This window comes from Streptomyces bicolor, assembly GCF_000719285.1.
GTDB lineage: Bacteria > Actinomycetota > Actinomycetes > Streptomycetales > Streptomycetaceae > Streptomyces > Streptomyces bicolor.
The window spans coordinates 1-11939 of sequence record NZ_JOFS01000075.1; the positions used below are offsets into that span (position 1 = coordinate 1).

8 protein-coding genes and 5 pseudogenes are annotated in these 11939 nt (G+C 67.3%); 9 read left to right on the top strand and 4 right to left on the bottom strand.

All coding sequences use genetic code 11. From position 1 onward, the window contains the following. Window positions 1–87, top strand: a pseudogene (locus tag IF78_RS49305) (IS5/IS1182 family transposase); the annotation flags it as partial. Between the two features lie 129 nt (window positions 88–216). Here the strand turns inward: IF78_RS49305 and IF78_RS47255 are convergent. Together IF78_RS47255 and IF78_RS0142440 are read right to left on the bottom strand one after the other, a co-directional pair. Beyond that, window positions 217–837: a response regulator transcription factor gene (locus IF78_RS47255; RefSeq protein WP_031488077.1), complete on the bottom strand. Its 621-nt coding sequence runs from the start codon at window positions 835–837 to the stop codon at window positions 217–219. A gap of 1883 nt (window positions 838–2720) precedes the next feature. Then, window positions 2721–3932 (bottom strand): IS256 family transposase, encoded by a 1212-nt coding sequence (locus tag IF78_RS0142440; RefSeq protein ID WP_107050130.1) that lies wholly within the window; start codon window positions 3930–3932, stop codon window positions 2721–2723. Between the two features lie 122 nt (window positions 3933–4054). On the opposite strand from IF78_RS0142440, the gene IF78_RS0142445 reads away from it, so the two are divergent. The 3 genes and pseudogenes from IF78_RS0142445 to IF78_RS50250 all read left to right on the top strand — a co-directional run. Next, a complete protein-coding gene (locus tag IF78_RS0142445) occupies window positions 4055–4873 on the top strand; it encodes a LysR family substrate-binding domain-containing protein (protein WP_051828684.1) in 819 nt (272 codons plus the stop codon). Between the two features lie 69 nt (window positions 4874–4942). Beyond that, a pseudogene (locus IF78_RS50245) lies at window positions 4943–5575 on the top strand (CatB-related O-acetyltransferase); the annotation flags it as partial. Window positions 5576–5617: 42 nt separating this feature from the next. Beyond that, window positions 5618–6505, top strand: a pseudogene (locus IF78_RS50250) (nitroreductase/quinone reductase family protein); the annotation flags it as partial. On the opposite strand, the gene IF78_RS0142455 reads toward IF78_RS50250, so the two are convergent. After that, complete coding sequence (locus tag IF78_RS0142455) at window positions 6424–7401, bottom strand: LysR family transcriptional regulator (protein WP_031488080.1); 978 nt, start codon at window positions 7399–7401, stop codon at window positions 6424–6426. The pseudogene IF78_RS50250 and the gene IF78_RS0142455 sit on opposite strands and share 82 nt — an antisense overlap. Window positions 7402–7463: 62 nt before the next feature. Here IF78_RS0142455 and IF78_RS0142460 point away from each other — a divergent pair, with 62 nt between their 5' ends. The 5 genes and pseudogenes from IF78_RS0142460 to IF78_RS44605 all read left to right on the top strand — a co-directional run bounded on the left by IF78_RS0142460 (window position 7464) and on the right by IF78_RS44605 (window position 10415). Next, a complete protein-coding gene (locus tag IF78_RS0142460; RefSeq protein ID WP_063762255.1) occupies window positions 7464–8519 on the top strand; it encodes a GNAT family N-acetyltransferase in 1056 nt (351 codons plus the stop codon). Then, window positions 8516–9178, top strand: coding sequence for a DUF5701 family protein (locus IF78_RS0142465; RefSeq protein WP_031488082.1), 663 nt, complete (start codon window positions 8516–8518; stop codon window positions 9176–9178). The genes IF78_RS0142460 and IF78_RS0142465 overlap by 4 nt, the downstream gene beginning before the upstream one ends. Window positions 9179–9263: 85 nt before the next feature. Next, the gene (locus tag IF78_RS0142470; protein ID WP_051828686.1) at window positions 9264–9563 is read left to right on the top strand and encodes a YciI family protein; all 300 of its coding nucleotides are present in this window, start codon (window positions 9264–9266) and stop codon (window positions 9561–9563) included. Between the two features lie 14 nt (window positions 9564–9577). Then, a pseudogene (locus IF78_RS50255) lies at window positions 9578–9733 on the top strand (DUF5701 family protein); the annotation flags it as partial. 83 nt (window positions 9734–9816) lie between these two features. Further along, window positions 9817–10415: pseudogene (locus IF78_RS44605) on the top strand (dihydrofolate reductase family protein). Between the two features lie 1098 nt (window positions 10416–11513). On the opposite strand, the gene IF78_RS48790 reads toward IF78_RS44605, so the two are convergent. Further along, window positions 11514–11807, bottom strand: a complete 294-nt coding sequence (locus IF78_RS48790; protein ID WP_158751710.1) for a hypothetical protein — start codon at window positions 11805–11807, stop codon at window positions 11514–11516. Window positions 11808–11939: the final 132 nt, after the last annotated feature.

Consider the following 11939-nt stretch of genomic DNA (forward strand, 5'->3'; position numbering starts at 1 on the left):
GAACGCAACCCCCGCAACTACCTGGCATTTCTCGGACTTGCCGCCGCCCTCTGCTGCTACAAGCGACTCGTCCGCCTCACCACGTAGGACACGGTCTTAGGCGTAGTGATGGCACTGTGCTATCTCGCAAGATGGCAGCGTTGTGGTCCAGGGTCGGCTGCGACGGAGGTCGCGGCGGTCCAGGAATGATCAGTAATCGCTTCCCAATCGGTCCGCTCAGATGAGGCCGTTGCGGAGGGCATAGGCAACGGAGTGAGACCGATTGCGCAGGTGGAAGCGGCTCTGCACATCATGTAGCACTTGCTTCACTGTGCGCTGGGAATAGGAGAGATGGGCAGCGATAGCGGCGGTGTCCAAGCCGTCGGCGACGAGTCTGAGTACCTCGATTTCGCGGAGGGTCAGTCTCTCGACCGCGCCGTGTGGACCGGGTGCTTGGCTCTGTGCCCGTCCGATGTGGCTGAGCAGTCGAGCCAAAAGGTCCGGCGGGACAGCCGCCTCGCCTGCCGCGGCGGAGCGGATGACCCCGATCAGCCGCTCGGCAGTTGCCTCAATGCGCCTAACCAGTCCAACCACTCCATGCTCGACCACTGATAGCAAGTCGGCCTCCTCAATCCGGGCGGCAATCAACACCAGGCGAGTTTTGCTGGCTCGAGATAGTGACCGCAGAACCTGCAGGGTCTGGTCGTCAACTGCATTGCTGACCACCAGAGCAACTTTGGCCTGGTCTTTCTCGTGGGGCCCGAGCACCAATACTTCTGGCCGTTCCCTGAGGGTACCAGTCACACCAACCTGGGAAATTGGGTCGTCGGCGTGGACGAAGACGGGGATGCGCTCCATTTATTCTCCCTGAAACTCTGGAGGTCAGGTGTCATCTTCTGTGTTGAAACAATTCGGATCCCGGGCTCCTGTGGTGGTCCCGGCCTTACTTTGAATCGTCCCAGCTACTCCTTTCGTCGGGTGCTGAACGGTTGATATCCGCTGATTCAGCTGAAGTGGTGAGGCAAGCCACGATGTGCCGGCAGACCCCGAAAGCCTTGGACGTCGATGGTGTGAACCTAATATTCCTTTCGCATTCAGGACAGGTCAGTATTATTGCCGGGGATGGGTGGTTACATGTGAGTTGGATAACCATTCTGGACATTGGGCTGGAAGGGATTTGTTCAGATGCTCCGGTGAAGGTGCCTTGATGGGTCAATGATTTCACCTTTCGCTTGCTATGCGTCGGGAGCCGAGCACCGGCGGATATCAAAACAGGCCGAGCCAGTCGTAATAGTCAGGTGACACTAGACCGTCTCGATGTCCATTTATTGGTCAATGATGTGGCAAGACGTCATCGCCTGACGTGCGGATGGAAGTTGCAATATCTTGCAACCAAGATTCCTGATCTCTCGCATCGTCGAACAAGCCTCGCGATCGTGCACTGAGAAAACGAAGGGGCCTGGAATCAGGAGCACCTGATAGACCTCCGCGGCTATCAGTCCCATCAGCTGTCTCAGACACGGCAGCGGCTCTCGAGAGCGCCGGCCATTATCCAGATAGATTCGAGGTTCACGCAGCCCGAGACTCCTGGCATATTGGCGCAGCGCCCGCTGATGTGCCTCCATTTTCCAGACATCGAATGGATAGCACCGAAGGTATGCCGCCGTCTCGAGGGCGTCGGGCTCAGTGATGGTGGGCCCCATCCCGGTCTCCTCGTAGTCAGATTCTCAGGACACAAATCGGATTACTCCGGAGGTTCCCTGTGATTCCAGGAGACCGAGACGGGCCCACGAAGCCCATGCCTGGATGAACTCGGTGCGGTCACCGTTCGTACCGGTCGTCAGGGATCAGTCGGTGTTGATCACTATCGACGTCCGGGGAAGGCTCCGTAGTCGGGGCGAAGGATAGGGGTCATGTCGGGGCCGTTTAGGTAGCGTGCGGCAGCCGACTGGGGCAGGTTCGAGGACCTGGGCGGTTTGTCCCTGTCATGAGGAGCTGCAGAGTAGATCTGATCATCTGGGACCAAACGTGTGGTCTGTCTCCTCGGCCCCTCGTTGATCATTTGCTGCATCCTCGGATGCCTCGTGATCAAGCCGCTCAGCTCGGCGGTGCACTGCCCCAAACGGAGGCCGGATACAGGAAGAACGCCGGGGCGCATCCTGTCTGGTCACGGTCTCTGAGCGCTGAGTGCTTGGCGGATGTCGTTGCGATCGGTGATGTGGAGTTTTTGAGGACGCGGGCGACATGGTGTTCGGCGGTGCGGGGAGAGAGGCAGAGGGCTTGGGCGATGAGTCCAGCCTGCACGGCCTGCTGCGCACCTTGGTCGCCCGCGGCTGGATTCAGACCGACGCGCGTGTGCTGACCCACAGCGTGGTGCTGGGGCGCTCCTAGTCTGGGCCGCCTTCCTCGACCGGGGCCCGGTCGTACAGATCGCCAACGCCTCCCGGACCAGGTGGCGCAGAGAATTCGACGAGACCGCCCACCTGGCACGCCTGGACTGCGCGGAGATCGTCTAATCGCCAGCCGCGAATCGCAGCACTTCGTCCGGGCGTCCTCGCGTCTCGGTCGGCTTGGGGTGTGCCGGTTCACTCGACCGCCCTCGGCAAGGCTCTGCTCGCCGCCCTCGATCCCGTCGAGGTGGCGACCGTGCTGAACACCCGCCTGGAAACTCTGGACGTCGGCCGACATTTCTTGGGCCTGACCCTCGCCGTCTGCGGGTCATGTCCCGCTGGGTGGTGTAGTCACGGCAGCTGTTTCGATTCCGGTTGCGGGGTGATCTGCGGTTCAGGCGGGGTTGGCTGAGCAGTGAAGAGTTCGGCCATGGAGGCTTCGGAGAGATAGCGGCGGTCGAAGACCTGCCATTCGTCGTGGAGTTCGGCCAGGACGGCGGCGGCGAGTCGCTCCAGGGCGGCGGGGTTGGGGAAGACCTGGACGACGTCGGCCCGCCGTTTGATCTCACGGTTCAGCCGCTCCAGCGGGTTGGTGGACCAGATCTTCTTCCAGTGGGCCGACGGGAAGTCCGCGAAGGCTGTGATGTCGACCGCGGCGTCTAGCAGCATCTTCTTGACCTGCGGGAACTGTCGTCCGAGCATGTCGGCGACCACGTCCAGCTGGGTGCGGACAGCCGCGGCGGTGGTCTGCGCGAAGATGGTGCGGATGGTGGCCGCGACCATCTCTCCCGAGCCCTTTTCGATCACCGAGAACACGTCCCGGACGAAGTGAACCCGGCAGCGCTGCCAGGCCGATCCGAGGAAGACCGTGCGGATCGCGGCCACCAGACCGCTGTGGCTGTCGGAGATGACCAACTGGACGTTCTCCAGGCCACGGGCCCGCAACGAGCGCAGGAACCTGGTCCAGAACGGCTTCGACTCGCTGTCGCCGACCATCAGTCCGAGGATCTCGCGGTGTCCGGTGGCGGAGATCCCAGTCGCGATGACCACCGCTTGCGAGGCGATCCGGTGATTCATGCGGGCCTTGCAGTAGGTGGCGTCCAGGAAGACGTAGGGGAAGACGGTGTGATCCAGCGGCCGTTCCTTGAACGCGGTCAGTTCCTCGTCCAGCTCACCGCAGATCCGCGAGACCTCGGACTTGGAGATCCCGGAGTCCGCACCGAGTGCCTTGACCAGGTCATCAACGCTGCGGGTGGACACGCCGTGCACGTATGCCTCCATCACCACGGCGAACAACGCCCGGTCGATTCGCCGCCGGCGTTCCAGCAGCGACGGGAAGAACGAGCCGGTCCGCACCTTGGGGATCTTCAGGTCCAGGTCGCCGGCCTGCGTGGTCAGTAACCGGTCGCGGTGGCCGTTGCGCCAGGTCGTGCGCGTCTCGGAGTGCTCACGCGGGGCGGCGCCGATCACGTCGGTGGCCTCGGCCTCGATGAGCTCCTGCAGGATGCGCTCGCACACCACCCTGATTGCTTCAACTCCGTCGGCCCGACGTAGACACCTCAAGCAGCCGCATCAGCTCAGACTGGGACAAGGCCATCGCGTGCTCCTCCGGTTGAACTGCCCGTTCACCAGGGCGGCAGGAGCGGCGCATCGGTGCCGCCCTGTTCAAACGCACCAGCAAGCGAGTGACGCTGACCGCGATCGGTGCCCGGCTCGGCGACGATCTCAAGGCCGGCTATGACCGCATCCGCGCCGGTGTCGCCGCGGCGACGGAGGCCGCCGAGGGCACCCGCGGCAGCCTCGTGTCGGGAACCATGGGCGCACTGGCGCATGACATCGCCGACATCACCGGGATGTTCCGAGCCCGGCATCCGGCGTGTGTCCTGTCCTTCAAGGAGATGCACGGCAGCGACCCTTTCGGGCCCCTGCGCAGGGAAGAGGTCGATCTGGGGTTGCTGTGGCTGCCGGTACGCGAACCCGACCTCGCCGTCGGGCCGGTACTGCGCGCCAGACCATTGGTGCTGATGGTCGGCGCGTCCCACCCGTTCGCCAGGCGCGAATCGGTGGAAATGGAGGACCCGGGCGACTGTCTGGTGACCCGACCGCACCCCGACGCGCCGATCCCTCCCTATCGGCTGGAGGCCCTGCTGCCCTCCAGAACTCCTTCCGGACGGCCCATCCGGCGCGGTGGTCCGCGTATCGCCGTGTGGCAGGAGTGTCTGGCCGTGGTGGCGTCTGGCGAGGTGTTGACGCCGATCCAGGCCGAGGCCGCCCACTACTACTCCTGGCCGGACATCGTCTATCTGCCCATCCGCGACGCTCCGTTGGGAGAGTGGGCTCTGGTGTGGCGTACCACAGCCGAAACCCCTCTGATCCGGGCCTTCGTCTCGGCCGCCGAGCACGCCCTCACCGAGCACCCCTCGGACCTGCCACCTGGCGCGGCGAGCCGTGGCCGACGGGCCGGAGCCAGCGGGACGCACCACCAGCCGGGGCGCGATCGATAAGCCAAGGATTATGGATCATTCCCGAACTCGTCGTTGATCAGCTGGTCCAGGCCCGGAATCGTGAAGACCATGTCCACGATCCCCGACCCGACCGTGCTGCACCCCCTACCCGAGCACGAGCGCGTTGTACTCCTAAAGCCCCTCGTCACCGACCCGCGCATCGAGATCGGCGAGTTCACGTACTACGACGATCCCGACGGCGCCGAGCAGTTCGAGCGGCGCAACGTGCTGTACGCGTACGGCCCCGAGCGTCTCGTCATCGGCAAGTACTGCGCCATCGCCACCGGCACCCGTTTCCTCATGGCGGGCGCCGAACACCCCACGCTCGGGGTGTCCACCTTCCCGTTCACGATGTTCGGCGACACCTGGGCCGAGCGGACGCTCGACATCGTCACCTCGATGCCGAGCCGTGGGGACACCGTCGTCGGCAACGACGTGTGGTTCGGCCACGGCGTCACCGTCATGCCGGGCGTGACGATCGGCGACGGCGCGATCATCGCCACCGGGGCCGTCGTCACCTCCGATGTGCCGCCTTACACCGTGGTCGGCGGCAACCCGGCCCGTCCCATCAAGCAGCGGTACGACGACGAGGACGTCGAGCGATTGCTGCGCGCCGCCTGGTGGGACTGGCCGGTCGAGCTGGTCACCGAGCATGTCCGCACGATCATGTCCGGCACCCCGGCGGAGATCGAGGCCGTCGCCGCCGAGCGGCTGAAGCCGGCCGTCGCCGAGTGGAACCGCCCCGTCGTCGACGAGTTCCGGGCGAACGGCGGCAAGGTCGGCGGCCCCTTCGAGGGCGGCACCCTCGCCCTGCTCACCACGGCCGGGGCGAAGACCGGCCGGCCATGCACCAGTCCCGTCGGCCATCTGGAGATCGACGGCCTGGCAGTCGTCATCGCCTCCGCGGGCGGTGGCGACAAGAACCCCGCCTGGTACCACAACCTGCGCGCCAACCCCGTCCTGACCGTCGAGGTCGGAACCGACACCTACCAGGCCCGCGCCCGGATCACGGAGGGCGAGGAGCGTGACCGGCTCTTCGCCCGCGCCTGCGAGATCGCCCCCGGGTACGCCGAGTACCAGCGGCAGACCGACCGGGTCCTCCCCGTCGTCGTACTGGAGACCGAGGACTACGACGACGGGCGCCGGGCGCGCGGGCTCGGCCGGGAGCTGGCCGAAGTGCACGCCTGGCTGCGTCAGGAGGTCGGCGAACTGCGCGAGCGGGCCGCCGCGTTCGTCGCCGGGCAGGGGGAGCAGCCGCGTTCGGGCGACGTCGTCCCGGACGTACTGAAGGACCTGCGGGACCATTGCCTCAGCTTCTGCCACGCGCTGGAGGTGCACCACGGCGGCGAGGACGAACACGCCTTCCCCGCCCTGGAGAAGACGTTCCCCGGTCTCGCCCCGGTCCTCGCCCGGCTGCGCGAGGAGCATCGCACCGTGGCCCGCCACCGCTCGGACATCGCGGACCGGCTGGAGAGGCTGGAGGTCGGCGATCCGGCCGGGGTGATGGACGAACTGGACGGGCTCATAGGCCAGTTGGATCGGCACTTCGCCTACGAGGAGGCCACCTTGGGCACGGCACTGGACGCCCTGGGGTTCGCTCCGGCCCGGCGGGGCGCGCCTCCTGCCGGGTGAGGGCCGCGGGGCAGCTCTTCCGTGGTGTCTTCGGCGGCCCGTACGTACGCCCGGACCAGTTCCGTCTCGGCCGCCGTGCGCCAGATCAGCGCCCAGCGGCCGGGAGGGGCGTCCTCGATCGGGAGGTACACGATGCCGGGGCGCTGGTAGTAGCGGGGGCCGTCGGCGTGCACCACGGCAGCGAGTCCCGCGGAGAGGACGAAACTCTCGACCTCCTGGAAGGTGGTGACCACCGGGCCGCGGGGGACCGGCCGCCCGCTCGGGGTGTGGAAGGGTTCGAGGGCTCCCACCCAGTAGCGGGGTGCCGGTTCGGGGATCGTCGGAAGGGCGCAGTCGGCGAGGTCCTCCAGGCAGACGCGGTCGCGACCGGCCAGGGGATGGGAGACGGACAGCATCAGGGACAACGGCCCCTCGATGACGACCGGGCCCACGGTCAGATCGGGCTCCCGCACCGGCAGCCAGCAGGTCTGCAGATCGACCTCGCCGGCGCGCAGCGGCCCGAACGGATCACTGAAGCCCACCTCCTGGAAGGAGAGACCGCAGGACGGATACCGCTCCCGGAACAGCCTGGTGACCGGCGCCAGGTCGTGCGCGAGGGGACCGAAGATCCCGAGCCGCAGGGAGCCCCTGACCCCCCGTGCGGACTCCATCGCGGAGTCCACCCCGTCGCGGATGCGCTCGTACCCGGCCTTCAGGTCGTCACGCAGCCGCTCCCCCAGCGGGGTCAGGGCGACCCGGCGGCTGGTCCGCTCGAACAGCGCGGCACCGATGTGGCGTTCCTGTTTGGCGATGGCCTGACTGACCCTGGCCTGGGAAATGTGCAGCCGCTCCGCGGTCCGCCCGAAGTGCAGTTCTTCCGCTAACGCCAGGAATATCTCGATGTCCCGCAGCTCCACGCCGCCTCCCCCCACGGACCAACGCTCCGCAAGGACCCTAACCCGAGGAGATCACCCAGCTCATGGGAACGCCAGCGAGCATCCGCTCCGTCGAGCCGGTCTCCCAGGCCGACGCCGAAGCCTGGCACGAGGTCGTCACCGCGTCGATGGCCGAGGACCTGCCCGACGTACCCCCGCCGCCCGGTGCACAGGCGCACGCGAGGCTCACCGGCCCGCGGCTGGGCACCAGGCTGCTGACCTGGTTCGCGTACGAGGACGACGGCCGGGGTCACAGCCGGGCGGTGGGCGCGGCCACCCTGTGTCTGTTCGACCGCGCGGGCCAGGAGCACCTGGCCGAGGTGGAGTTGTACGTACGCCCCGACGCGCGGCGCCGCGGCACTGGCACGGAGCTGCTGTCCGCCGTGGTCGCCGCGGCGGTCTCGGCAGGGCGCCGCAGCCTGATCGCGGAGGTGCCCGCGTGCACCGCCGCCGAATTCTTCTGCGTACGGCACGGTTTCCGCCGCGCCCTGACGCTGCACCACCTCCTGCTGCCCCTGAGCGAGGTGCACCGCGGCTGGCTCGACGAACTGACCGCCGCCGAGCGCCCCGGCTACCGCGCGGCCGAGTGGAACGGCACGGCGCCGGACGCACTCGCGGACGCCTGCGCCGCCGCCAAGAACGCCATGAATGACATGCCCACCGGCGACCTCGACCACGGCACGGTCGCCTGGGACGCCGAGCGGTTGCGCGCCATGGCCGCGGTCGTGACCGGACGCGGCGACACGCTGCTGACCGTCGCCGCCGTCCACGGGGACGGGACCGGCGGCGGCACCGGCGACGGGGCCGCCGAGATCGCGGGCTTCACCGAGGTCGTGATCCCCGGTGGCACGGCGGCACGCGCCCAGCAGTACGACACCGCCGTGGTGCCCGCCCACCGCGGCCACGGCCTCGGCCTGTGGCTCAAGGCCCAGATGCTGCGCCGCCTGCACGACGAGTACCCCCAGGTCACCGAGGTCGAGACCGACAACGCCGCGGACAACACCCACATGCTCGCGGTCAACGAACAGCTCGGTTTCCGCCGCCTGCGCACGACCTACGAGTACCAACTCGCACTCACCGAACGAGAGGAACCCGCATGACCCCCTTCGACCCGGCAGCCGAGTTCGACCGGCAGGTCCGCACCCTCACGGAGCTCGGGTACCCGAAGCTGTCCGGCCTCGCCCCGGAGCGGTTCGCCGCTCTGCTGGAGCCGCTGCGCGCCACCGCCCTGACGGCGACGGGCACGGAGTACGACCCCGAGAGCGGCCGCGTGCCGTTCGTTCTGGTCGTCACCCGCGAGCTCGCCCCCATCGAGGAGACGATGCCGCGAACCACCCTGCACGGCGGGAAGCTTCCCGGATTCGTCGACCGCTCCTTCGAGCCCGGCGCCCTCGAACGCTTCGTCGCCACGCCGGAGGCGGAACTGCCCGACCAGCGGGTGTATCTGCTGTTCGACGTCGAACGCGGGGAGGAGTTCTGCGGCGTCGTACCCCGTGACGCCATGGCCACGATCGCGGAGCGGGGGCGCACCCTGCTCACCATCGAGGAGGGCATTGCCCTCGTCACGCACTTCCCGCAGGTGCTGGTGAAGAACAAGTGCTTCTCGCTCGGCGGCTCCCGCAGCGGTGACCGCCGCGTCCCGGCCCTCTGGATCAGCCAGAAGGCCCCCAAGCTGGGCTGGTGCTGGGAGGGAAACCCGCACACGTGGCTCGGCATGGCCTCTGCCGACGGCCGCCGCACCAGCGACGCGGCCGCCTGACGGCCTGCATTCCCCTTCGGTTCCTACTCTCAGTGACAAGGAGAACCCAGACGAAGTTCGCGATCGTCATCATCGAGAACACCGAATCCAGGCGGACCGCCTCGCGTACCGGAAGCAGGTCGAGGCCTGGATGGGCGAGCAGGCCAAAGCCGGTGTCCTCGTGGGCGGCGAGGCGTTCGAGACCGAGTCCGTCCCTCCCGTCACGGTGCGCCGGGAGGATGACGGCATCCCCAAGGCGACCGAGGGCCCGTTCTCGAACAGCGAGGAGACGCTGGGCGGCTACGTCCTCGTCGAGGCCGCCGATCGGGATGCCGCCGTGGACATCGCCAAGACGTGGCCGACCCCGGAGAGCCTCGAGATACGCCCACTCTGGACGGCCGAGTAAGAGGTCACCCCACCTCCCTTCTTGGCTCGCGGTCCGGTGGTCGCCGCGTCCCGGCGCTCTGGATCAGCCACAAGCCGCCCACTCTGGGGTGGTGCTGGGAAGGCAACCCGCACACCTGGCTCGGCGTGGCCTCCGCCTCCGGCCGCCAGGCCACGCCTCCCCGCTCCTGAAGGACCGGCAGCCTCCTCACCGAGGCGTTCAGCCAAGCGCCGGGCACCACGACCGATCTACGAAGGAATCGAAGGAATCATCGTTGCGCAAGCTCGTGTACTACATCGCCTCCACCCTCGACGGCTTCATCGCCGGACCGGACGGCGGCGACCCCACGGAGCCAGGAGGCTTCTGGACCCCACGGACGACTACGTCCGGCACCTCATCGCCGAATACCCCGAAACCCTTCCCGGGCCGGCTCGGGCCGCGCTCGTTGTCACCGCCGAGGGCACCTGCTTCGACACCGTCGTGGAGGGACGCAAGAGCTACGAGGTCGGCCTTGCGGCCGGTGTCGCCAACGCCTATCCCCACCTGCGGCACCTGGTCTTCTCCGGGACCCTCACCCAGAGCCCGGACCCCGATGTCGAGATCGTCGCCGACGATCCCGTCGCCACCGCGCGGAAACTCAAGGAGGACGGCAGCGGCAAGGACATCTGGCTCGTCGGCGGCGCCGAACTCGCCGGCGCGCTCTACTCCGAGATCGACCGCCTGATCGTCAAGCTCAGCCCGCTCACCATCGGTACCGGCATCCCCCTGTTCGGCCGCAGCGCCGCCTTCTCCCCGGAATCCTGGAACCTCACCGACCACACCGTCCTGCCCAGCGGAGCCACCTTCCTCACCTTTGACCGCCGACCCCGGTGATGTGAGCAGGCGAAACGAGGACCCGGGCCGCTCAGCGACCTCCCTCTACGGCCCGGCGTGAACCGGTCGAGCGGCGAGCGGAACCTTGTGTGTAGCGCCCACGGCACCGGGCTCTGAGCGGTGAGGAGAATTGAGCGACGATCTCCAGCTCTGCATGAGTGACGGGCATGAGAGGAAGCCTCCCGGCATGCCGGGAGGCTTCTTACGCTGCTCCGAGACACCCTGCTGCCCTGCGTCCTGCGAACGTCCCGAATCCGGCGCCCGGGCACTCACATACGCCGCATGCGGCGGCTTCTCCGGGCGCTGAGTGGTACATCCGTGCAGGTCAGAACCGTTCGAACCGCTGCCGACAGCAGGGACGTTGAAGTCGCGAGCAGCGGATTCAGTCCGTTGACCCAAAGTCCTGAATCCGCTGCTCACTTGAGACGTTTCCGCAGCTCAGAGGCCTGCACGGTGGGGCGGGTGGGACTCGAACCCACGGCCGACGGATTATGAGTCCTTTGAGGATCTTGGCGACCCTTGCCGATCAACGCCGATTCTTGGCGTTTCTGCAGGTCAGGCTGGGTGAGTCATGCAAGCGGTCCTTCGTCTTTGTCGTTCTGTTCCTATCCTTGTGTCCTCAACGCGTCCTCAACTCCGTCGCACAGCGGAATCGGTCCGCGATCATCCGGCGATCGCGCCAGTCAGACGGGACTCTCGAACATGCCCGCAGCGGATTTCCTTTCCAGCGCGTAGAGGCTTCGCCCCTGATGTCGGAGCAGATCCTCTACGGGCCGTTATCGCAGGCCAGACGTCTCTTCGTCACCTTATCGGGCCGAGCCCGACGTCTGCGCCAGCCTCACGTACCCATGCTGGTCACTGGCCGCCCCGACTCACGGCTGTGAGGTACTTCGGTGCCCCCTGGCGTTGACCACTCCGGTCTCGTACGCGACAGCCACCGCCGGTACCTGATCACGCAGGCTGAGCATTGGAGGAGACGTGCTTTTGACTGGCACATCGGACAGATGGAGCTGGCAGGCGGGTTTGATGTTGCTCAGCCCTGGGCGAGCAGTCGAGGCACTTCCAGTTCGAAGGCTCCTCTCCCTGCGCCCGTAACCGTCAGAGCGACCGCTGTTCGCCCAGCAGCCGCCGCCGGGCGGACAGCATCGCAGATTCGGCTTCGGCGAGGGCGCCACGGCCTGCCAGCACGCGCTTGATCTCCCCGAAGCGCGCCACAGCGTCGCGGTAGCCGAGCGCCCGCAGGGCGCCGACGCGTTCAGGTGAGAAGGCCATCATCCCGGTCAGCGGCCCGAGCGGGCCGGGCGGGATGATCGGGAGGCTCGGCCGGATGTCGACTCTGACAAGGCCGGTTGCTGCGCTCGGAGCTACACGGGCGTCGGGGTGCAGGTGCACGACGACGAGGACGTCGCGAGCTCCACCATGTATCGCAGCCGCTCGGGAACGGCTTGGCGGTCCATCAGCGGGTAGGCCGTGACCCACAGCGGCCTGCCGGTGCGGATACGCTCGACATCGACCGCCTCGTCG